We start from the raw sequence: 22,194 nt of genomic DNA on the forward strand, positions 1-22,194 counted from the left end.
GGACGTAAAGCGAAGCAGTCCGGCACACCACCCCCGCAGGCCCGTCACCGCACCCAACAGCCCCGCGCAGCGGAATCCCGGCCCCGCGCAGCGGAATCCCGGCCCCGCGCAGCGGAACCCCGGCCCCGCGCCGCAGGCGCAGCAGAAACGCCCCCGCGGCGGGAGAGCCAGCAACGTGGGCGGCGCCCCGCCGTCTCAGGCGGCCCCGTAGCCGGCGATCGTCTCCGGCCCCCGCGCCGCAGGCCCCACGTAGCGGGCCGACGGGCGGACCAGGCGGCCGGTCCGCTTCTGTTCGAGGATGTGGGCGCTCCAGCCCGCCGTACGGGCGCAGGTGAACATCGAGGTGAACATGTGGGCCGGGACCTCGGCGAAGTCCAGGACGATGGCGGCCCAGAACTCGACGTTGGTGGCCAGTACCCGGTCGGGGCGGCGGTTGTGCAGCTCCTCCAGGGCGGCCTTCTCCAGGGCCTCGGCGACCTCGAAGCGCGGGGCGCCCAGCTCGCGCGCGGTGCGCCGCAGCACCCGGGCGCGCGGGTCCTCGGCGCGGTAGACGCGGTGGCCGAAGCCCATCAGCCGCTCGCCCTTGTCGAGGGCCTGCCGGACGTAGGCGGCCGCGTCGCCGGTCCGCTCGATCTCCTCGATCATGCCGAGGACGCGGGAGGGGGCGCCGCCGTGCAGCGGGCCGGACATGGCGCCGACCGCCCCGGAGAGCGCGGCGGCGACATCGGCCCCGGTGGAGGCGATGACCCGGGCGGTGAACGTGGAGGCGTTCATGCCGTGTTCGGCGGCCGACGTCCAGTAGGCGTCGACGGCCTTGACGTGCTTGGGGTCGGGCTCACCGCGCCAGCGCTTCATGAAGCGCTCCACGACCGTCTCGGCCTTGTCGATCTCCTTCTGCGGCACCATCGGCAGGCCCTGGCCGCGGGCGGACTGGGCGACGTAGGAGAGCGCCATCACGGCGGCCCGGGCGAGGTTGTCGCGGGCCGTCTGCTCGTCGATGTCGAGCAGCGGCTTCAGGCCCCATACGGGCGCGAGCATGGCGAGCGCGGACTGGACGTCGACCCGGATGTCACCCGAGTGCACCGGGATCGGGAACGGCTCGGCGGGCGGCAGCCCCGGCTTGAACGCACCGTCGACCAGCAGCCCCCAGACGTTCTCGAAGGACACGTGCCCGACGAGGTCCTCGATGTCCACGCCGCGGTAGCGGAGCGCGCCGCCCTCCTTGTCGGGTTCGGCGATCTCCGTCTCGAACGCGACGACTCCCTCAAGCCCGGGAACGAAGTCGGACATCAAGCGGCTCCTCAAGATGGGACGGCGGGCCGGCGGTGACCGGCTGCCGTGCGGTCGAGTCAGTTACGGCGCCGGTGCGGTTACGCGGCTGCGGCGGGCAGCTCGCGGTCCGTACCGGTCACCCCGGTGATGCCCCGCCGGGGCCGGTGCCACGCGACGGTTCCGCCCGCGGGGGGTCGGTCCACGGGCGCGGGCCGCCGCCGGTGGTGCCGTGCGGCGGCCTGAAGACGGACACGATAGCTTCCGGTGTCCGGGGCCCACAGAGGGCCGGGCCATGATTTTGGCGGGTTCACCACCTGCGGGGAAGCGTGACATCCGGCACACTGGGCGATTTGCCGACGAGAGGGTTACGCCCCGGCGACGGGGGGCAGACTTCCGGCCCTCCGGGCTGACCGCCGCGGCGCCGATGCTGCAAGATGAGGCCGTGCATCCCGCCGACATGCCCTCCGCCGACACCCCCGACCCCTCCTCCATGCGCGCGCACTACCGCGCCGAGGGAATCATCGAGTCCGACCTCGCCGCGAGCCCCTTCGACCAGTTCGCTCGCTGGTTCAAGGACGCGGCCACGGCCGGTCTGCACGAGCCGAACGCGATGGTCGTCTCGACGGCGGACGCCGCCGGCCAGCCCAGCTCAAGGACCGTGCTCCTCAAAGCATTCGACGAGCGCGGCTTTGTCTTCTTCACCAACTACACCAGCCGCAAAGGCCGCGAACTGGCCGAGAACCCCGCGATCTCCCTGCTGTTCCCCTGGCACCCGCTGGCCCGTCAGGTCATCGTGACCGGCACCGCCGAGCGCATCGGCCGGGACGAGACCGCCGCGTACTTCCGCACCCGCCCGCACGGCTCCCAGCTGGGCGCCTGGGCCAGCGACCAGTCCGCCCCGATCGCCTCCCGGGACGAACTGGAGCGGGCCTACGCGGAGTTGGCGGACCGCTACCCGGAGGGCGAGCAGGTGCCCGCGCCGCCGCACTGGGGCGGCTTCCGGGTCGTCCCCGGGGAGATCGAGTTCTGGCAGGGGCGGCTCAACCGCCTCCACGACCGGCTGCGGTACGTCCGCGAGGGCGCGCCGCGGGCCGGGGCCTGGCGGGTGGAGCGGCTGGCCCCCTGAGCGTACGGGCGGGCGCGGGGGGCCTTCCGGGGCGTCCCGCGGCCCGTCGCCCGGCCGCCCGCGGCGGCGCGAACGCAGACGACCCGCGGGCTGCTTCCTCCGCGCGTGGTGCGCGAAGGGCCGGTCGGACGAACCGGCAGCCCGCGGGTCGGGTGACTGCTTGGGATTGGGCCGGCCTGCGCATCTGCAGTATGCGCTGTCCGGCGCTGCACTTCGGTGAAGCGACGGGCTGCTAGCCCGCAGCCACCTCACGCGTCCGGTGCGAAATCATCTGCCGAACCACCTCCCTTCTCGTGTACCCCACACGTTAGGAACCGGCGCGGCGCCGCACAACCGGTTTTTTCCCGCGGCGCCCCGGAGGCGTCCCCGCAGGCGGGCCCGGGAGCGGAATCCGGGCGGCGATTTCGGCGAAGGGGATGTGTTCCACGTCACGTTCCAGTTGAATGACCCCACGTGGAGCACGTGCGGCCGCGTTCGTAAGGGGTGCCAGTGACTGCCTCGTCAGCTTCTTCGGCCTCATCGGCCTCATCGCCGCAGCGACCCGCCGCGCCCGGGCCGGCCGGCGGCCCCGGCGGAACGTCCGGCGGACCCCCGCCGTCCGGCGCCGGCGCCGATCCCGGCCGGCCGCCGGACGCCGACGACTCCGGACTGCTCGCCGCCCTCCTGGACGGCATGGACGCCGCCCTGATGGCCTTCGCCGCGGACGGCACGGTCACGCACTGGAACCACGAGGCCGAGCGGATCCTCGGCTGGAGCGCCGAGGAGGCCGTCGGCCGCCGCGGGCTGGCCGGCTGGGCGGTCCGCCCCGAGGACGCCGAGGGCGTGAGTGCCGCGCTGGCCGCCGCGATGCGCTCCCCGGGCCGCCAGGTGCACGACTTCGCCCTGCTGGCCAAGGACGGCCACCGGGTCCTGGTGCGTACCCAGTCCTCGGCGGTCCGGGGCCCCGACGGCCGGGCCGCCGGCGCCTACTGCGCGTTCGGGGAGTCGCACACCCAGCTCGACCTGGAGCGGGCGGTGGCGCTCAGCGAGGCGCTCTTCGAGGACGCCACCTGGGGCCTGGTGCTGATCGACGCCGACCTGCGGCCCGCGGCCGTCAACGCCCATGCCGCCCGCACCTTCGGCACCGGCCGCAGCACGCCGCTGGGCCGCCCGCTGGGCGATCTGCTGGCCCAGGGTGTGGAGGAGCTGGAGAGCGCCCTCCAGCACGTCCTGGCCGAGGGCAGCCCGCCGGCCGTCGCCGAACTGTGGGTGACGCTGCGCGACGGGGAGGCCGAACTCCCGCGCCGGTGCTGGCGCAGCGGCTTCGTACGGCTCGCCTCACCGCTGGCGGAGGAGCCCGTTCCGCTCGGTGTCGCCTGGCTGTTCCAGGACGTCACCGACGCCAAACGGGCCGAGCAGGACGGTTCCCTGCTGCGCTTCCGGGCCCACCAGCTGCACCGCGCCGGCCGGGCCGCCGCCGAGTGCCCGGACCCGGCCGAGGCCGCCGCGGTGCACCTCGACTTCGCGCTGGCGGGCTTCGCCGACCACGCCCTGGTCGACCTCGCCGGGCCCCCGGCCCCGGCCCCGTACGGCGCGCTGGACGCGGACGCCGCCTGGGACGCCGACCCGCCGCCCGGCGAGGAGAGCGCCCCCGGGGCCGCCGGCGGCCCGGACCGCGCCCCGCGGCTGGTGCGCGCGCTGGCCTCCCCGGCCGGTGCCCCCGGCCCCTCGGAGGCGCCCCCGGCGACCGGCATCCCGGTGGCCTACGCCCCGAACCACCCGGCCCTCCAGGCGTACGCCCGGCGCGGTGCGGTACGGGCCGGGGCCGGCCCCGGTGCCGCCGAGGGCTGGGCGGCCGCCCGCAGCTGGCCGGACGGCACGGTGCACGGCCTGTGCGTGGTGCTGCGCAGCCGGGGCCGCACCTTGGGCGTCGCCACGTTCCTGCGCACCGCGGCCCGCCGCCCCTTCGACCGCGCGGACGCGGACTACGCCGAGGAGGTCGCCGCCCGGATCGCCGCCGCCCTGGACCTCGCGGGGGCGGCGGGCGCCTGAGCCGGGCGGCCCGCCGGCGGCGGCCGGTCAGTGCCGGTAGAAGATCCGGTCCGCGTACTCCCGCATGACCCGGCCGTTCCACTCGTGGCCGCCGTCCACGTTGCCCGAGCGCAGCAGCGGCGGCTGCACCCCGCGCTCGGCGAGCGCACCGGCCGCGGTGGCCACCACGGCCTGCATGATCGCGCTGGTGACCACCGTCGAGGCGGGTGCGAACGGCGCGTCGATCCCGGGCAGCGTCAGCTCCGCGTCGCCGACCGGGATGCGGCTGTCCAGCACGACGTCGCAGTGGTCCTTGAGGTACGTCCCCGAGGAGTGCCGGGACTTGGTCGCGTCCGCGTACCCCACCGACGTGACGCCGATGACCGTGATGCCCAGCGCCCGCGCGTTGATCGCCATCTCGACCGGCAGCGCGTTCCGCCCCGACAGCGAGATGATCACCAGGACGTCGCCGCGCTCCAGCGGGCTGGTGTCCAGCACCGCCCCGGCCAGCCCGTCCACCCGCTCCAGCGCGCTGCCCAGCGTCGCCGGGCGGACGTCCACCCCGACGACCCCGGGGACGGACAGCAGGTTCATGACCGCCAGGCCGCCGGCGCGGTAGACGGTGTCCTGGGCCGGCAGCGAGGAGTGCCCGGCGCCGAAGGCGAAGACCCGGCCGCCGGCCGCGACGGTGTCCGCGATCAGCCGCCCGGCCTCGGTGATCCGCTCCCCCTCCGCGTCCCGGACCTCCCGCAGCAGCGCGATCGCGGCGTCGAAGTACCGCCCGGCCAGTCCCTCGCCCCGGTCGCTCTCAGCCATTGCCGCCGGCCCCTCTCGTCGGTCTGCGTCGGATCAGCGGCGGCCGGCACCGGAACCCGGCCGCGCCGCCTCGTGGATCAGTGGCCCGGATCACGTTGCGGTCTGGACCAGTGCGCTGTCAATACGCCGGGCACCGCACCGGTCCGCCCGCCCGGGGGGCCGTCCGGTGCGCGGACGACGACGCACCGATGTCAGTGGGATGCGTCAGAATTGAATCCAGGGCCACCGCACGACATATCGAGGGGCACGCATGTCCGGACTGATCGACACCACGGAGATGTATCTCCGCACCATCCTCGAACTGGAAGAGGAGGGTGTGGTCCCCATGCGCGCCCGTATCGCGGAGCGGCTGGAGCAGAGCGGCCCCACGGTCAGCCAGACCGTGGCGCGCATGGAGCGGGACGGCCTGCTGACGGTCGCCGGCGACCGGCACCTGGAGCTGACCGAGGAGGGCCGCCGGCTGGCGACGCGGGTGATGCGCAAGCACCGCCTCGCCGAGTGCCTGCTGGTCGACGTCATCGGTCTGGAGTGGGAGCAGGTGCACGCCGAGGCGTGCCGCTGGGAGCACGTGATGAGCGAGGCGGTCGAGCGCCGCGTCCTGGAGCTGCTCCGCCACCCCACGGAGTCCCCGTACGGCAACCCCATCCCGGGCCTGGAGGAGCTGGGCGAGAAGGCCGAGGCCGACCCGTTCCTGGACGCCGGCATGGTGAGCCTGATGGATCTGGACGCCGGTGCCGACGGCAAGACGGCCGTGGTGCGCCGGATCGGCGAGCCCATCCAGGCCGACGCCCAGCTGATGTACACCCTGCGCCGGGCCGGGGTGCAGCCGGGCGCGGTGGTCAGCGTCACCGAGTCCCCGGCCGGGGTACTGGTCGGCAGCAGCGGCGAGGCCGCCGAGCTGGACGCCGGGATCGCCAGCCACGTCTTCGTCGCCAAGCGCTGACCCCGTCAGCTTCCTCCGCGGGCGCCGGCCCGGCGCCCGCGCACCGGCGGCGGGCCGGAAGCGGTGTGCGGCGGCCGGTCCCGTGGCACGCCGACGCCGACGCCGACGCCGGCGCACGGCCGTGCGCCGGGCACGTGCGCCGGCTGCGCTGACGGGCGAGGGGGCTGCGATGCGTCCACCGCATCCGGTGCGGGACGGTCAGGGCCCCGGCGCTGCGAGCAGCCGGGGCCCTGCCTCCCCATGTCCCCCCGCCAAGACCCGGAGCCCCGAGCTCTCAGGGTCTTTCCCCACGGGCTCCCTTCCCGGTGGAGCCCGCCTCCCGGCAGATGTCTCCCCGTGGTGGGCGTGGACAATCCCGCAGCAAGGTCACTCGAAAGGGGGGAGTTGGGCGCGACGGCGCTCCGTTCGAATAGGGGTTCGATAGGCTGAGGGTGCGGGGTCGGTCAGGGGGTGATGGGGGGTGTCAGGGCGCATGGTGCGGCGCAGCGAGGTGACGGGGTCCGGCGGTGTGCGGCTCGCGGCCTGGGAGTTCGCCGAAGGGCCCGAGCGCGGTGGCGGGCCGGAGGAGGGCGGGCGGCGGCCCGGTGTGCTGCTGCTCCACGGCCTGATGGGGTGCGCCTCGCACTGGGCGGCCACCGCCCGCCGGCTCGCCACCGCCCACCGCGCGGTGGCCCTGGACCAGCGCGGCCACGGCCGCAGCGAGCAGCTTGCCGCCGGTCCGCCCGCCCGCACCGCCTACGCGGACGACGCCATCGCCGCCATCGAGCAGTTGGAGCTGGCCCCGGCCGCCTTGGTCGGCCACGGCATGGGCGCGCTGACGGCCTGGCAGGTGGCGGCCCGCCGCCCGGATCTGGTCAGCGCCCTGGTGATCTGCGATATGCGCGCCTCGCCGCTGGGGGCGGCCTCGCAGCGCGCCTGGGCGGAGTGGCTCTCTTCCTGGCCGGTGCCGTTCGCCACGCTCGCCGACGTCCGCACGTGGTTCGGGGAGGGTGATCCGGCGCTGGAGCGGCCCCGGCCGGAGCGCGGTGCGTTCTTCGCGGAGGTGATGGCCGAGCGGTCCGACGGCTGGCGGCCGGTGTTCTCGCGCCGCCGGATACTCGGCGTCCGCGAGACCTGGGTGCACGACGCCCACTGGGACGAGCTGGCCCAGGTGACCTGCCCGGCCCTCGTGGTCCGCGGCCTGGATGCCGAACTGGGCCGCGCCGAGGCCCAGGAGATGGTCCGGGTCCTGCCACGCGGGGCGTACGCCGAGATCCCCGACGCCGGCCACCTGCTGCCCTGGGAGCAGCCCGAGGCGTGGTACCGCGCCATCGAACCGTTCCTGCACGCGGTGGCGGCCCGCTCCTGAGCCGACGGGCCGCCGACTGGGCGGAGTGCGGCGCTCGTCGAGGAGGTGACGTGCCCTCCCGGCCGTGCCCCGCAGCGGAGTTGACCGGCTGCCGGCGGGGAAGGGCCGTCCGGCGCCACCGCGGCGGCAGCCGGTCCGCCGGTCGTCCGCCGCCCGTCCGCCGCTCGTCAGCCGGTGGGGCCGAACCTCCAGATCAGCGGGTCGGCCGCGTCGTCGTCGCCCCAGCGGACCTCCAGGGACCTGGCGCCCCGGGGGATCATGTAGGTCTGGCAGATGACATGGCTCCGGCCGACCGCCCAGTCGTCGATGTCGAGCGGGTCCTCGCAGCCGGGGAGGTTCGCGGGGGAGCCGAGGAGCAGGCCGCCGCGCTGGCCGTCCGCGTAGATCTCGGTGCCGTTGGCCACCCTCGGCAGGCCCGTGACGACCGAGGGGCCCCTGTTGGTGAACTTCACATACGCGGTGGCGGGGACCAGGCCGTTCGCGTCCTTCGGATCCTGCACCATCTTCTGGGCCTCGGCCTCGGTGCCGACGCGGACCTTCTGTGCCGCGACCTCGTAGGTGACCTTCCCGGCGTCCTCCCGGTACCGGCCGGTGCCGCTCCGGCCGGGCCCGAGCGCACCGCCGCGGGACGGCGCGGCCGGGCCGGTGTCGGCCGCCGGTGCGGCGGCCGCGGCGTTCGGCCGGGCGGCCGCACCGGCAGGGCCGGCGGTGCCCGCCGCGCCGTTCGTCCCGCCGCAGGCGGTCAGCGTCAGCGCCAGTACGGCGACGGGTGCGGCGGCGCGCAGCCATGCGGCCCTCATGTGCGGCAAAACGTTCTCCTGGCCCGTGTGTTCCCCCGTTGCGCGGCACCGCTGCCGGTGCTCGCGAACGGCTGTGCGGGCGGAGCATAGGAGCGCGCTTTCGCGCTTGTCGAAACGGCGGAAGCCGCCCCCGGACCGCTGCCTTCCGGTGCCGCCGGAACGCCCCGGCGGATTCGCCGCAATTCTTGTGAATCAGCCGGTGGGGGCCGCGCCCGGCCGCCGTCCCCTTGCGGGTGAATTCAGCGGGCTTGGGGGCGCGCCGGCCCCGGAGGGTAATCCCTCGACAAAACTTGGCCGGATTCCGCCCCCACCGGCCCCCCGGCCCCACCGCCCCCCGGCCCCGGCAGGCCGCTCGGCGCCCCTTCTGCGGCCGGGGAGCGCTCACTTGGCGGTGCGGGTGAAGTCGCCGCGCTGGACCCGTTCGGTGAGCGAATCCCCGGACAGCAGGGAGCCGTAACCGGTCGCGGCCCAGAGGCTGCGCGCGGCCGGCACCTCGAAGTACGGGACCGGGCGGCCGTCCAGCCGGTCGGTGAGCACCTCCGGTGCCCGCCGGGCCCGTACGGCCCGCAGGCAGGACTCGCAGGCGGCGACCCGCAGTTGCTCGCGGCGGCCCAGCGGCCGCCAGGGTATGCGGCGGGCGGCGGGGCCGTGGAGCGGGTGGAAGAAGCACAGCGGGAGCGCGCCGGGTGCGGGTGAGAGCGCCGCCCGGCCCTCGGCCACCAGCGCGAACACGCCCGCCAGATCGGGCACCGAGCGCGCGCGGTCCAGGACCGTACCGGCCGCGGCGTACGCGTCCAGCGCCCGTTCGATGCCCGCCGGGTCGCCCGCCGCGGCGCGGGCCTCCTCGCCGAGCCGCACCACCTCCTCGCCCGCCCGCTCGCGCAGCCCCTCCGCATCGGCCTCGCGGGCCGCGGCGAAGACCGACCGGGGCATCGCGAACGGCGTGCCGAACCCCCGCAGCCGCGACCGGCGCCGCAGCAGCAGCCAGGCCGCGGCCAGCACCAGCAGCGGCCCGATCGCCAGCGTGACGATCCGGACGACGGGGGAGGAGCCGGGCGGTGCGGACGCCCCGGCCGCGCCGCCCCCGCCCGGGGACGTGCCGAGGTGGGCGGTGAGCCGGTCGTAGACCCGGTCGCCGTCACCGGCCTTGATGATCTCGATGGCCCGGGAGACCCGCTTGGCCAGCCCGGCGCCCTTGAGGGAGTCGTCGAAGTACACCGAGGCGGCGGCGCGTTCGGCCTGGTGGGCGTGGGCGGGCCACTCACGGGCCGCGATGTCGCCGGCGAGGTCCCCGGGCGTGATGAGGATGGCCGGGCCGCCGCCCATCCGCTCGTGCACCACCTCGGTGAGCTGCTCGGGCTTGCCGCCCCAGTTGTCGCCCTCGACCAGCGGGACGAGCACCACCCGGATCGGCAGCCCGGTCCCCCGGATCTGCGCCACCAGCGCCTGCTGCTCCGCCGGGCCGACCGCCGAGGAGAGCGAGGGATCGACGTACACCGGCGAGGTGCGCAGCGCGTCGGCGATCCGCCCGCCCGGGCTCGCGCCGTCCGCCGCGGCGGGGCCGGCCGTGCCGCACAGCAGCGCGGCGGCGGCCGCGGCCGCGGCGAGCACGGCCCGGGCCGGACGGCGGTGGTGGGGAAGGTCAGTTGACACCGAAGGACTCCCGTACCTCGCGGGTGAGTTGGTCTATGCCGGTGCCCTGGACGAGCCGGGCCAGCGGACCGGGGTGGACGGTGTACGGGGCGTACCGCCGGGGCCCGGTGCCGTCGGAGCCGTACAGCCGCAGGATCGGCCCGGGGGTCTCCCGGCAGGCCGCGCACACCGGCCGCGGTGGCGGGGTGGAGCCGCGGCCGGGCCGCCGCCGCTCCCGCTCCGCGGCCGGGCCGTGCAGGGGGTTGCGGTAGCAGACGTGGTCCGGCGCGGCCGGCTCGGCCACCGCCGCCCGGCCGGCCCGGGCCAGCACGAGGGCGCAGGCCAGGCTCGCGGAGGTGGCGTCCGCGTCCGGGCGGCCGTCGCTGTCGCCGTCGATCAGCAGGGCCGCGGCGTCCAGGCACTCCCAGGCCCGGCGCCGGGCCGCCTCCGGCAGCTCAGCGGACCGCGCCAACTCCGCGCCCAGCGCGGCGCATTCGACCCGGGCGGTCCGCCGCAGCCAGGACGGCCGCGGCTCGACCGGCGACGCCGCGGTGTCCCGGGCGCGGGCCCGCACCCCGTGCAGCCACCGCACCGCCGACCGGACCGCCACCACCAGGCCGAAGACCAGCAGGGCGGCCAGCGCGCCGATGAACAGTCCCGGCCGGAAATCGCCGGTGAACAGGCCGGGCAGCGCCTGCTGGGCCGCCGGGTCCTCGGCGGGCGGCGGGGCGGGTGCGGGCGGCGTCCGGTCCGCCGCGGACACCGGGGCCGTGGCGGCCGCGGCGACCAGGGCGTCCAGCCGGGCGGCCAGCGCGTCCGCGGGGTTCGGTCCGGCCGCGGGCTCGCGGGAGGCCGCCTCCAGGGCACCGGTCTTCAGGTGCGTGCCGTGGTCGGCGACGTCGAGCGAGCCGGAACCGGGCTCGGCGAGCACGAACACGGCGTTCCGGCGCAGCCGGTCGTGCAGCGACGCCAGGAACAGGTCCTTGTTGCCGGCGGACTCGTCGTCCAGCGACGTGGGCACCACGGCGACCAGCACGGGCACGGGGAGCGCCGCGAGCCGCCGCCGCAGCCGGGCCTGCTCGGCGGCGTCCAGCGGGGAGGGGCTCTCGGGGTCGACGTACAGCGGGTCGTGGCGCAGCCCGCCCGCGACCCGGTCGATCCGCGCCCGCAGGTCGGCGGCGGTCGGGACCGAGCCGTCGCCGGTGGTGGTGGCGTCGAAGACCCGGGTGGCGGTGAAGGCCAGCAGCCCGGCGAGCGCGAGCGCGCCGAGCGGCGCGGCCGGCCGTACCCGGCGGGCCGCCCGGGCCGCCTTGGTACCGGACCGCCCGGGCCGCAGCCGCCACCGGCGCCCGGCGTACCCCGCGATCAGCAGCGCGGTGAGGGGCACCCCGGCGACCACGACACCGGTCAGGAAGCTCTGGTCCTCGCGGTCCGTCCGCGTGGTGTGCAGCGGAGGCGGCTCAGGGGCGGCGGACGCGCCGCCGTAGGCCGCGCGGGCCGCCTCGGCGCGCTGGGCGGCGCGGCCGGAGGTGAGCACGTCGACGAAGTGCCGGAAGGTCTCGCGGGCGGTGGCGTCGTAGGGGAGTTCGTACCGGGTGGCGGTCGCAGCGTCCTGTGCGCCGGGGACGCTCACGCCGTAGGTCTGCACCTCGCTCAGGCGCGACTCGGACAGGGCGACGTAGAGGCCCTTGCGGCCCAGGTGGTCGTGGATGCCGGCGAGCAGACCGGAACGCAGGCCGCCGGAGAGGTCCGGCAGCACCACCACGTACGCCGGGACGCCCAGCCGCCGGGCCTGGGCGGCGAAGTCGGGGGCGGTGGAGCGCGGCACCGCGCGCGGCAACTGGTCGGTGACGTAGACCGGATCGTGCCGGAGCTGCTCGGCGAGGTAGGCGGACGGGCCCGGGGCGGCGGCCCCCGCGGGCGCGGCCGCTGCCGGGCCGGCGGCGAACAGCACCGCCAGCCAGCCCGCGACCAGCACCATTCCGGCGCGCATCACCGCCGCCACCCCCCTCGTCCGTACCGTCGTTCGACGCGTCGCGATGACGCTACCGCCCGCGCGCGGCGGGCGGGGAAGCCTGTGGATAACGTCCCGGCAAAGCCGGTGAGCTGGGGCGTCGGGGCAGCGGGACGGGCCCCCGGGGGTGCCGGGGGCCCGCCGGCTCAGCCCTTGCTGACCGCCACCAGGATCTCCGGCAGCCGCCGGGCCACCCGCGGCGCCGCCACCCGCAGCCCGAGGGCCGCGATACCCAGCCCGTACAGCGCGCCGGCCGGCACCAGCACCCACAACAGGCCGGTCAGCCCCGCGACATGGAGCCAGACCACCACGGCCACCAGCGGCGAGGTCAGCACCGCGGCGACCAGGAAGCCGCCGAACAGGCTGATCCAGGCGATCGCCGCCTGACCGGGCGCCACGCTCTGCCGGCCCTCCGACGGGATGGAGTACGGGAACAGCGCCGAGCCCATCGCCCCCGTGGCCAGCAGCGCCCCCAGCAGGCCCAGCGACAGGCCGTAGACCTCCAGGAAGCGCGACCACGGGCCGATGAACGCGGCGGCGCCGACCACGACCAGCGTGACGTACGGGAACGCCACCAGCACCAGGGCCAGCGCCCGCGCCCGCAGCTCCGCGTAGGCGTCCCGCGGGGTGGCGATCGTCGAGGCCACCATCCAGAACGCCGAGGTGTCCTGCCCGAACTGGTTGTACATCTGCATGCCGAGCAGCGCGGACGCCGAGAAGGCGGTGTAGATGGTGCCGTTGCCCTGGAGGGAGGAGACGACGGGGATGAGGAGGCCCAGGCCGAGCGCCATCGCCCAGGACATCTTCGCCTTCGGGTCGCGCCAGGCGTAGCGCAGCGACCGCAGCATGACCGTGCCGGTGCGCCCGCCGGGCAGCAGCCGGGCGAGCCCCCGCTCGGCGCCGCCGGCCCGGCGGCCGCTGCCCTTCTCGACGGCCTGGAGGGTGGAGGAGTCCGGCGCGGTCATCAGGACCGTCAGGGTGCGCCGCCACCACCACAGGAGCAGCACCAGGGCCAGCACCGCCAGCCCCAGGCCGAGCGCGGCGCGCCCGTAGGCGCCGTGCCCGGCGTCGTCGACCGCGCCGATCGCGGAGGCCGGCGGCACCCAGCGGAGCACCTTGGCGAGCGGTTCCAGGACGGACAGGCCGTCCGGGCGGCCCAGCCGCTGCGCGGCGATGCTGACGCCCTGGCCGCCGAGCGCCACCAGCAGGCCGCCCAGCACGGCCAGATCGCGGCCCCGGCGGCTGGTCAGCAGCCGCACCGAGGCGGCGGCCACGGCGCGGGCCAGGACGACGCAGACCAGCACCACCAGGGCCACGGCCGGGACGGCGACGACCGCCGCGGCGGTCCCGTCGGCGACCGCGATCACCGAGCCGGTGGCCAGGGCGAGCGTGACGATCGGACCGACCCCGACCAGGGCCGTCACCAGCAGCGCACCGGTCAGCGGGCGCGGCCGCAGCGGCAGCATCACCAGCCGGGTGGGGTCCAGGGTCTCGTCGCCGGAGGGGAAGAACAGCGGCATCACCGCCCAGCCCAGGGTCAGGATGCCGGTGAGGAGGACGGCCAGCGCCCCGGCGTGCGGGACGCCGCGCAGCGCCACCAGGCCGATCAGGGCCAGGGCGGCGACCAGCAGGCCGGCCAGCAGCGAGATGACGAAGGCCGCCGCGCGCCCCGGGGACCGGCGCAGTCCGTTGCGCATCAGCGTGAGCTTGAGCCGGACGAAGACGGCGACCGGCGACGGGGCCGCGGCGGTGGTGGGCTCGGTGCTCATCGGGCGCCGCCGCCCAGCCAGTCGAGGTTCTGCCCGGCACCGCGCGCGCCGGCGCCGACGAGTTCGAGGAACGCCTTCTGGAGCGAGGGCGCGGCGCCGCGCACCTCGGCCAGCGGCCCCTGCGCGCGGATCCGGCCGGCGGCCATCACCGCGACCCAGTCGCACAGCGACTCCACCAGCTCCATCACATGGCTGGAGAAGATCACGGTGGCGCCGGAGGAGGTGTAGCGCTCCAGGACGCCGCGGATGGTCTGCACGGAGACCGGGTCGACGCCCTCGAAGGGCTCGTCGAGGAAGAGGACCTCGGGGTTGTGCAGCAGCGCGGCGGCCAGCCCGATCTTCTTGCGCATGCCGGTGGAGTAGTCCACGACGAGCTTGTGCTGGGAGCCGGAGAGGTCCAGGACGTCCAGCAGCTGGTCGGCCCGCTTGTCCACCTCGTCGCCCGGGAGGCCGCGCAACCGGCCCGTGTAGCCGAGGAGTTCGCGCCCGGAGAGGCGCTCGAAGAGGCGCAGGCCCTCGGGCAGCACCCCGATCCGGGACTTGACCCCCACCGGGTCCCGCCAGACGTCGTGCCCGCCGATCTCGACCACGCCGGAGTCCGGCCGCAGCAGGCCCGTCACCATGGAGAGCGTGGTGGTCTTGCCGGCGCCGTTGGGCCCGACCAGGCCGATGAAGTGCCCGGCGGGCAGCGTCAGATCGATGCCGTGGACGGCGGTCTGCTCGCCGAACCGCTTCCACAGGCCCTCGATGCGTACCGCGGGCGGGCGGCCCCCGGTGCCGTCCGGGGCGGCCGCCCCGCCCTGCTCGTGCTTCGCTATCCGTTCGCCGGCCACGGCCTGCCCTTCGACGTCCCCGCAGGGGTCCGGTCGTGACCCCCGTCGCGCTACACGATAAGGGCGGGTCCTGACAAACCCCCCGCGGGGGCGCGTCAGTGGCCGCGGAGCGCCGCCGCGTCGCGGGCGCAGGCGTACGCGAGCGGGCTGAGCAACTCCTCGGCGTCCGGCAGCCAGCGGTTGCTGGCGGTGGGGCGGCGGACCCACTGCACGGCGCCGTGCGGGCCCACCCGGGTCGGCGGCGCGGCGATGTACTCGCCCTCGCCGCGGCAGACCAGGTCCATCGCGGCCGGGGCCCAGCCGAGGGCGCGGACCAGGTCCGGGACCTTCGCGGCGGCGCCGGGCAGGACGAGGAAGAGCATCCGGCGGTCCGGGGTGCGGGTCACCGGGCCGAGGGCCGCGCCCAGCCGCTCCATCCGGGCCAGCGCCAGGAAGCCGGCCGTCTCGGGCACGTCGAGCGCCTCGAACGTCCGGCCCGTCGGCAGCAGGATCGACGCCCGCGGCTGTGTGCTCCACATCCGGCGGACCGCGGTGGCGCTGCCGCTGGCCAGTCCGGCCCAGCCGGGCGCGGTCGGATGGGCGCCCGGCAGCGGGCAGTTGAGGGCGCGGCACGAGCAGCGCGGCGTGTCCCCGTCGTGCTCCAGCCACGCGCCGGGGAACACCTCCCAGTGGCGCTCCTCGGCGTAACGCACCGCTGTGTCGAGCAGCTGCTCGCCGCGCTGCTGGGGGACCCGCGTGGCTCCTGTGACTCCGATGGTGTCTTCCACGCCCAGGACAACTCCGGCTGTCACCAAGGGTTACGGCCGAATGGGTGACGACCCCCGGCGCATCGTTCCCCTGCGCGGGGCGCATGGATGCACCGGTGGGGGCGCGTGTGCGGAGGGGACCCGGGGAGCGGGTAGCCACCTGCGTGACGGGCGGAGAGACCGCCCGGCGGACGACCGCGGGGCGCCTGGGGAGCATGCGCCGCGGCGCCGTGACCGGTGCACGGACACCGCTCGCCCTCCCTCCCGCGCGGACCAGCCCGTCCGCGCGCGGACCACCGGGAGACCGCGCCCCGCACGACGACGCACGGGCACCGCGCACCTCGCGCGCACCCCGGGCATCCGCTGCGAAGCGCAACTCCCGGTGGATACCGCGCATATCCCGGATTTCTCGGATATCCGGGATATGTACGGGGAATTGATCGCGGGGACGGCGTTCGCGGTGAACGCGCAGCAGCAGTAGGGGGTACCCACCATGGCCGCCAGGCCACTCGTCGCGCGCCAGCCCAATGAGCGGTTGCAGGCGCTCATCCAGGAAGCCGGCTGCTCCAACGCCGGGCTCGCCCGCCGCGTCAACATGTGCGGGGCGGAGCACGGCCTCGACCTGCGCTACGACAAGACCTCCGTGGCCCGCTGGCTGCGCGGGCAGCAGCCCCGGGGCCGCGCCCCGGCCGTCATCGCGGAGGCGCTGGGCCGCAAACTGGGCCGCACGGTCACCATCGACGAGATCGGGATGGCCGACGGGAAGAACCTCGCGTCCGGGGTGGGGCTCCAGTTCTCGCCCACCGTCCTGGGCGCCATCGAGCAGGTCTGCGAGCTGTGGCGCAGTGACGTCGGGCGGCGGGACTTCCTCAGCGGGTCCACGGTCGCCGCCTCCGCGCTGGTGGAGCCCAGCCGCGACTGGCTGATCACCGGGGCGGACTCCCAGGTGTCGCGCAACGCCGGTGCCCGGGTGGGCATGTCGGACGTCGCCGCCGTACGGGCCATGACCTCGGCGCTCAGCGAACTGGACCACCGCTTCGGCTCCGGCCACGTCCGGCCCGTCGTCGTCCACTACCTCAACAGCGTCGTCTCCGGGCTGCTGGCCGGGTCCTACCGTGAGGCGGTGGGGCGGGAACTCTTCGCCGCCGTCGCGCGGTTGACGGAACTGGGCGGCTACATGGCCGTGGACACCGGGCAGCCGGGCCTGGCGCAGCGCTACTACATCCAGGCGCTGCGGCTGGCGCAGGCGTCCGGCGACCGCGGCTACGGCGGCTACGTCCTGGCCGCCGGGATGAGCCACCTGGCCGCCTCGCTGGGCAATCCACGCGAGATCGCCCAGCTCGCCCGGGCCGCCCAGGAGGGTGCGCGCGGGCAGGTCACGCCCCGGGCGGAGGCGATGTTCTTCGCCGCGGAGGCGCGCGGCCACGCCCTGCTGGGCGACGCCCGGGCCTTCCAGGCGGTCGCCGGCCGGGCGGTCTCGGCGATGGAGCGCGCCGAGGCGGCCGCCGACGCGGGCGACGACCCCGCCTGGATCGCCCACTTCGACCCGGCCTACCTCGCCGACGAACTCGCCCACTGCCACCGGGACCTGGGCCAGCCGGGACCGGCCGCGCAGCGCGCCCGGGAGGCGCTGGACGGCCATCCGGAGGGGCGGGCGCGCCGCCGCGCCATCGGGCTGGCCCTGCTGGCCGGCGCCCAGGTGCAGCAGCGCGAGATCGAGCTGGCCTGCCATACGGGCACCCAGGCCGTCGAGCTGCTGAGCGGGTTGCGGTCGGACCGCGGCGCGGAATACCTGGAGGACTTCCGCCAACGACTGGAGCCGTACCGGGACGAACCCGTCGTAAGGGAATTCAGCGCACGGATGGAGCTGCGCGCCGCGGCGTGAGCAATGCCTCAAGGAGCGGAGCGGGACGGTGGTGACGGGGGCCCGGGGAGGGACGGAAGGAGGGCCCGGCCGACGGGCGTTCGGCCGTGTGCCGCCGGGGCGGGCCGGGCCCCGGGCCCGCCCGCCGCGCGGCCGGCGGCACCGGTGGCGCGGCCGGCCGCCGACCCCGGTGGTGACCAGGACACATGGTCGAACGTTGCTGCGAACCGGTAGCGTGCAGCCGACGATTCCGTAGGTCTGCACGATGGTAGGAGTCCCGGTGACGCAGAGCGGACAGGGTCACGACCCGCAGAATTCTGCGGCCGGCCCGGCCAGGGAGGGCATAGTCCTGCCCTCCGGCGGCGGTGACGCATGGGCGCCCGACCAGCAGGCCGCCCCGCCCGCCGGCCAGCCGTGGGGCCAGCCCTGGGGCCCCGGGCAGCCCGGCGCCGCCCCCGGCCCGCAGCCGTACGGCGGGACCCCGGCACCGGGCCACCCGGCCGCCCCGCACCCGTCCGCGCCGCTCCCGCCGCCCGCCGCCGCCCCGCAGCAGCCGATGCCGCCGCAGCAGGGCTACCCGCCCCAGGGGCAGCAGCCGATGCCGCCGATGCCGGCCGCGGCGCCCCCGATGCCCCCGCAGGCTCCCCAGCAGCAACAGCACCAGCAGCCCCACCACCAGCAGCCCGGACCGGCGCCGCAGCCGGGTGCGCAGCTGCCGCCCGCCGCGAACGACTCCGAGGCGACCACCGTGCTGCCCCTGGGCGCGCAGCCCCGGCCGGGCCACGCCCCCGGCGCCCCCGGGACCCCGGCGCCGCAGCACGCCCCGTACGGCGCCCCGCCCGCGGCGCCCTCCGGTGAACTGGTCCGCGCGACCCCGCAGACCGGCGCGCCGCTGCCGCCCGCCGCGGGCGACGGCGACGCGACCACCCTCCTGCCGCCCGTCGGCGGCGGCGCCCCGGGTGCCGCCCCGGAGCCGCGCGATCAGGCCACCCAGATGCTGCGCGCCGTCAAGCCGCACCAGGGCGCCCCGCAGGCCGCGCCGATGCCCGGCGCCACGGACGGCTCCGAGGCCACCCAGCTGATCCCGCCGGTCGGCGGGGCCACGGGCGCCGGCGGCCCCGGGGTGCCCGCCCCGCCGCCCGGTGCGCCGTTCGGCATCCGGCCCGGTGCGCCCGACGACCGGCCCACGCCCGCCGAGTTCGACGGCCTGTTCCGGGACGGCCCGGCCACCCCCGGGGCCGCCCCGGCGGCCGACGCCACCGCCCAGCTGCCCCGCTTCGACGAACCGGCCCACCCCCCGTACGGCCGGCCGGCCGCCCCCGGCGGCCCGTTCGCCCCCGGTGGCGGGCGCGACGACCACGCCGCCTACGAGGAGAGCGGCGGCGGGCGGCGCAGGCTTCCGGCGGCCGCGGTCGTCGGCATCGCCGTGGTGGCGCTGGCCGGCGTCGGCCTCGGCGTCGGCTGGGCGCTCAGCGGCGGCGGTGGCGACGAACCCGCCCCGAAGAAGGACCCCGGTGCCGCGCCGGCCGCGTCGGCGAAGGACGACACCTCCGCCCAGCCCGCCGACGACCCGGCCGCCGCCCAGGCCAAGGGGCTGGACGCGCTGCTCGCCGACAGCAACAACAGCCGCTCCGCGGTGATCGGCGCCGTGCAGAACATCAAGACCTGCACCAACCTCGACGGCGCGGCCGGCGACCTGCGGTCCGCCGCGGGGCAGCGCAACGACCTGATCAAGCGGCTCCGGCAGCTCCCCGTCGACAAGCTCCCGGACAGCGCCCGGCTGACCGCCGCGCTGACCAAGGCGTGGCAGTCCTCGGCGGCCGCCGACAACCACTACGCGGCCTGGGCCGACAAGACGGCCGGCAAGGGCGGCTGCGACAAGGGCCACGCCAAGGGGGGCAAGGAGCCCGCCCAGGGGAACGCGGCCAGCGGCGCGGCCACCGAGGCCAAGAAGGAAGCCGCCGGCCTGTGGAACCCGATCGCCAAGAAGTACGGCCTGCGCGCGCACCAGCCCGAACAGCTCTGAGCCGCGCGGCGGTCGGGGCCGCCCGGGCGCACCGGCGTCACAGGTCGTCGGTGCGCCGCTGCTCCAGCGTCCTGGTGACGTCCACGAACCCCTCCTGGGCGGCGACCAGTTCGCCGTCCCTGACCACCTGGTACGTCACGTCCGCGTTGACGATGCGCGGGAAGTCGGCGACCGCCAGCATGTCGTCGTCGCGCCAGCGCAGCTTCGGCGTCAGCCCGCCGGTGTCGATGGCCCGCTCGCCGCGGTCCAGGGCGGTCTGGAGGGCGTGCGCGGTGACGTCCCGTACGCCCTCCGCGTCGAGCTGCCGGATCACCGCGGCGAGCACCGTGTAGGCGATCCAGGTCGTCTGCACGCCCTGGTCGGCCGGGTCGACGCGGTTGTCGCCGAACGCCTCCTGGGTGATCACCTCGCGCATCGGCCGCCAGCGCGGGTCGCCCGCGGCCGGGTACCAGCCGGTGATGTCCGCGCCCTCCAGCGGCCCCGAGGCGCCGCCGGTGCGGTCCACCAGCGCCTGGTCGACGCTGCCCAGCACCGACCCGATGCGCACCTTCGGGCTGTCCTCCTGGAGGCGCCGGAAGGAGTCGAAGAAGGTGTCGGTGTGGTCGCCGAGCGAGGCGTTCAGACAGGCGCCGGGTGCCGTCCCGGTGGCCGCGGCGGTCCCAGGGGCGGCCGGGGGCGCGCCCACCGCCTTCAGCGCGGCGGCCACCTGCGCCGAGTAGTCGGTGCCGTCGTCGGGCGCCTTGATGTCCGCGGCGGCCCGCCGGCCCCCGGCTCCCTGCGGTCCGCTGCCGAGCCCGGCGTCGATCAGGCCGGGCATCTGGTCGCCCTGGACGGTGTCCGGGCGGACCAGCGCCACCCGCCGGCAGTCGCCCGCCAACTGGCGGCCGTTCCCGGCCAGCAGGGCCGCCTGGCCGCCGTTGACCGGGTACGACAGCGGGCTGGCGAACTCCTCGGCGGAGGCGCCGTACCCGCCGATGTACGGGATCCCCGCCACCTCCAGCGGCGACATGAACGCCCGTCCCCACCGGCTGTACGAGCCGACCACCGCGACCGCCCCGGCGTCCACCGCACGCTGGGCGCAGCCGGTGGCCTCCACCGAGTCGTCGTGCTCGTTGCAGGTGAGGACCTTCAGGGGGTGGCCGGCGATCCCGCCGCGGGAGTTGACCCAGCGCGCGTACGCCTGCGCCATGGCCGGCATCCCCGGCATGTTGGTCGTCCGGGTGCCCTCGGGCGCCCAGGTCATCACCGTGACCGGCTCCCGCTCCCCGGATCGCGCCCCGGGGAGGGAGCCGCAGCCGGACAGCAGCGACGCGATGACCGCCGTGCACGCCACCGCGGCGGCGGGGCCGTGCGGGGAGGGGCGGGGGGAGGGGCGTCGCCGTCCGGTCATGGCCCCGCAGCCTTCCGCGCCCCCCGGAACGGCCGAGTGACGGCCGGTCAACGGATGGTGACGCCGGGGTGAACTCCGGGGGGCCGATTGCGCGCAATCGGGAGGAACGTACGATCGCATGCTGTGCAAGGTTCGGAGAAGTCTTCCCGTCGCGGCCGCCGCTCGACCACCATGGGCGGTATGCCGCTCACTGACATGCCGTGGTGGCGCTGGCGCAGCAATGTGCGCTCCGCGCTGCACATGCTCTCCGACCCGCTCTTCCAGCAGCACACCTGGCTGGCCGGCCGCCCCGGCTACGGAGACGTGACCGACGCCGTGTACCGCCTCGTCGAGGACACCTGGCTGGACAACTGGTCCGCCGACAAGTACATCGGCACGATCTTCCGCGACGAGCGGGAGGCGCAGCTGGTGGACGCCGCCGTCCTGCGGGTGCTGCGGATCATGCACCAGGTGGGGGCGGACGCCCCGGTCGCCGCCTACCTGGAGCACCCCAACTGGCCCGACGCCGTCCGGGCCGCCCGGGAGGCGCACGTCCAGCTGGCGGCCGCGGACGGTGACGACCCGGATACCGCACCGCACTCCCTGGACGCGCTGGCGGCGCTGACCGGCGCCCTGCGCGCCCCGGCGTGAGCGGTGCCCGCCCCGCCCGGGTCCGGCCGGCCCGGCGGATGTGCGACCCTATGAGGTCATGAGCGAGTCGCAGCCCACCCAGTCCGGCCAGCACGACCGGAACGACCAGTACGTCCTCACCCTGTCCTGCCCGGACAAGCAGGGCATCGTGCACGCCGTGTCCAGCTATCTCTTCATCACCGGCTGCAACATCGAGGACAGCCAGCAGTACGGCGACCGGGACACCGGGCTGTTCTTCATGCGGGTCCACTTCAGCGCGGACGCGCCGGTGGACGTGGCGAAGCTGCGCGCCAGCTTCGCGGCGGTGGGCGACTCGTTCGGCATGGACTGGCAGATCCACCGGGCCGACGAGAAGATGCGGATCGTCCTGATGGTGTCCAAGTTCGGGCACTGCCTGAACGACCTGCTCTTCCGCTCCCGGATCGGCGCGCTGCCGGTCGAGATCGCCGCCGTCGTCTCCAACCACACCGACTTCGCCGAGCTGGTCGGCTCCTACGGGATCCCGTTCCACCACATCCCGGTGACCAAGGACACCAAGGCACAGGCCGAGGCCCAGCTGCTGGAGCTGGTGGAGAAGGAGCGGGTCGAGCTGGTGGTGCTCGCCCGCTACATGCAGGTGCTCTCCGACGACCTGTGCAAGGCGCTGGCCGGCCGGGTCATCAACATCCACCACTCCTTCCTCCCCAGCTTCAAGGGCGCCCGGCCCTACCACCAGGCGCACGCCCGGGGTGTGAAGCTGATCGGCGCGACCGCGCACTACGTCACCGCCGACCTCGACGAGGGCCCGATCATCGAGCAGGAGGTCGAGCGGGTCGGCCATGAGGTCACCCCGGACCAGCTCGTGGCGATCGGCCGGGACGTCGAGTGCCAGGCGCTGGCGCGGGCCGTGAAGTGGCACAGCGAGCGCCGGGTGCTGCTCAACGGCACCCGCACGGTGGTCTTCGCCTGAGGTCCGCGGTGGTCTTCACCTGAGGT

17 protein-coding genes are annotated in these 22,194 nt (G+C 76.0%); 8 read left to right on the forward strand and 9 right to left on the reverse strand.

Annotated features, from left to right (window positions below):
• Positions 1 to 195: 195 nt before the first annotated feature.
• Positions 196 to 1,290, reverse strand: a complete 1,095-nt coding sequence (locus MUU72_RS07200; RefSeq protein WP_248012294.1) for a citrate synthase 2 — start codon at positions 1,288 to 1,290, stop codon at positions 196 to 198.
• A 472-nt stretch (positions 1,291 to 1,762) separates the two neighbouring features.
• Between MUU72_RS07200 and pdxH the strand changes: the two genes are divergently transcribed.
• Both pdxH and MUU72_RS07210 read left to right on the forward strand, forming a co-directional pair.
• Positions 1,763 to 2,398, forward strand: a complete 636-nt coding sequence (gene pdxH, locus MUU72_RS07205) for a pyridoxamine 5'-phosphate oxidase (RefSeq protein ID WP_308403795.1) — start codon at positions 1,763 to 1,765, stop codon at positions 2,396 to 2,398.
• A 672-nt stretch (positions 2,399 to 3,070) separates the two neighbouring features.
• A complete protein-coding gene (locus MUU72_RS07210) occupies positions 3,071 to 4,429 on the forward strand; it encodes a PAS domain-containing protein (protein ID WP_372503030.1) in 1,359 nt (452 codons plus the stop codon).
• A 27-nt stretch (positions 4,430 to 4,456) separates the two neighbouring features.
• Here MUU72_RS07210 and MUU72_RS07215 read toward each other — a convergent pair whose 3' ends face one another.
• Entirely contained in the window at positions 4,457 to 5,224 is a 768-nt protein-coding gene (locus MUU72_RS07215) for an SIS domain-containing protein (protein ID WP_248012296.1), read from the reverse strand.
• Between the two features lie 250 nt (positions 5,225 to 5,474).
• On the opposite strand from MUU72_RS07215, the gene MUU72_RS07220 reads away from it, so the two are divergent.
• Together MUU72_RS07220 and MUU72_RS07225 are read left to right on the forward strand one after the other, a co-directional pair.
• Positions 5,475 to 6,167, forward strand: a complete 693-nt coding sequence (locus tag MUU72_RS07220) for an iron-dependent transcriptional repressor DtxR (RefSeq protein ID WP_066985298.1) — start codon at positions 5,475 to 5,477, stop codon at positions 6,165 to 6,167.
• A 472-nt stretch (positions 6,168 to 6,639) separates the two neighbouring features.
• Positions 6,640 to 7,515, forward strand: a complete 876-nt coding sequence (locus MUU72_RS07225) for an alpha/beta fold hydrolase (RefSeq protein ID WP_248012297.1) — start codon at positions 6,640 to 6,642, stop codon at positions 7,513 to 7,515.
• Between the two features lie 167 nt (positions 7,516 to 7,682).
• Here the strand turns inward: MUU72_RS07225 and MUU72_RS07230 are convergent, their stop codons facing one another.
• From MUU72_RS07230 to MUU72_RS07255, 6 genes are all read right to left on the reverse strand, one after another.
• Positions 7,683 to 8,315 carry a hypothetical protein gene (locus MUU72_RS07230; RefSeq protein ID WP_308403796.1) on the reverse strand — a complete coding sequence of 211 codons (633 nt, stop codon included), beginning with the start codon at positions 8,313 to 8,315 and terminating at the stop codon, positions 7,683 to 7,685.
• A 381-nt stretch (positions 8,316 to 8,696) separates the two neighbouring features.
• A complete protein-coding gene (locus MUU72_RS07235; RefSeq protein ID WP_248012299.1) occupies positions 8,697 to 9,968 on the reverse strand; it encodes a hypothetical protein in 1,272 nt (423 codons plus the stop codon).
• Positions 9,958 to 11,940, reverse strand: coding sequence for a hypothetical protein (locus MUU72_RS07240; protein WP_248012300.1), 1,983 nt, complete (start codon positions 11,938 to 11,940; stop codon positions 9,958 to 9,960). Before MUU72_RS07240 ends, MUU72_RS07235 begins: the two co-directional genes overlap by 11 nt.
• 167 nt (positions 11,941 to 12,107) lie before the next feature.
• Positions 12,108 to 13,730: a transporter gene (locus MUU72_RS07245; protein ID WP_248012301.1), complete on the reverse strand. Its 1,623-nt coding sequence runs from the start codon at positions 13,728 to 13,730 to the stop codon at positions 12,108 to 12,110.
• On the reverse strand, positions 13,727 to 14,548 hold the full coding sequence (locus MUU72_RS07250; protein ID WP_248012465.1) for an ABC transporter ATP-binding protein: 822 nt from the start codon (positions 14,546 to 14,548) through the stop codon (positions 13,727 to 13,729). Before MUU72_RS07250 ends, MUU72_RS07245 begins: the two co-directional genes overlap by 4 nt.
• 110 nt (positions 14,549 to 14,658) lie before the next feature.
• Positions 14,659 to 15,330, reverse strand: a complete 672-nt coding sequence (locus MUU72_RS07255; protein ID WP_248012302.1) for a bifunctional DNA primase/polymerase — start codon at positions 15,328 to 15,330, stop codon at positions 14,659 to 14,661.
• A 472-nt stretch (positions 15,331 to 15,802) separates the two neighbouring features.
• Between MUU72_RS07255 and MUU72_RS07260 the strand changes: the two genes are divergently transcribed.
• Positions 15,803 to 17,194: an NsdA family TPR-like regulatory protein gene (locus MUU72_RS07260; protein WP_248012303.1), complete on the forward strand. Its 1,392-nt coding sequence runs from the start codon at positions 15,803 to 15,805 to the stop codon at positions 17,192 to 17,194.
• Between the two features lie 259 nt (positions 17,195 to 17,453).
• Positions 17,454 to 19,199 (forward strand): hypothetical protein, encoded by a 1,746-nt coding sequence (locus MUU72_RS07265; protein WP_248012304.1) that lies wholly within the window; start codon positions 17,454 to 17,456, stop codon positions 19,197 to 19,199.
• A gap of 37 nt (positions 19,200 to 19,236) precedes the next feature.
• Here MUU72_RS07265 and MUU72_RS07270 read toward each other — a convergent pair whose 3' ends face one another.
• Positions 19,237 to 20,589 (reverse strand): ABC transporter substrate-binding protein, encoded by a 1,353-nt coding sequence (locus MUU72_RS07270; protein WP_248012305.1) that lies wholly within the window; start codon positions 20,587 to 20,589, stop codon positions 19,237 to 19,239.
• Between the two features lie 171 nt (positions 20,590 to 20,760).
• On the opposite strand from MUU72_RS07270, the gene MUU72_RS07275 reads away from it, so the two are divergent.
• Together MUU72_RS07275 and purU are read left to right on the forward strand one after the other, a co-directional pair.
• Positions 20,761 to 21,219 (forward strand): SCO4402 family protein, encoded by a 459-nt coding sequence (locus MUU72_RS07275; RefSeq protein WP_248012466.1) that lies wholly within the window; start codon positions 20,761 to 20,763, stop codon positions 21,217 to 21,219.
• 58 nt (positions 21,220 to 21,277) lie between these two features.
• Positions 21,278 to 22,168 carry a formyltetrahydrofolate deformylase gene (gene purU, locus MUU72_RS07280; RefSeq protein ID WP_248012306.1) on the forward strand — a complete coding sequence of 297 codons (891 nt, stop codon included), beginning with the start codon at positions 21,278 to 21,280 and terminating at the stop codon, positions 22,166 to 22,168.
• Positions 22,169 to 22,194: the final 26 nt, after the last annotated feature.

The sequence above is a fragment of the Streptomyces rhizoryzae genome, from assembly GCF_023155275.1.
In the GTDB taxonomy this organism is placed as follows: Bacteria; Actinomycetota; Actinomycetes; order Streptomycetales; family Streptomycetaceae; genus Streptomyces; species Streptomyces rhizoryzae.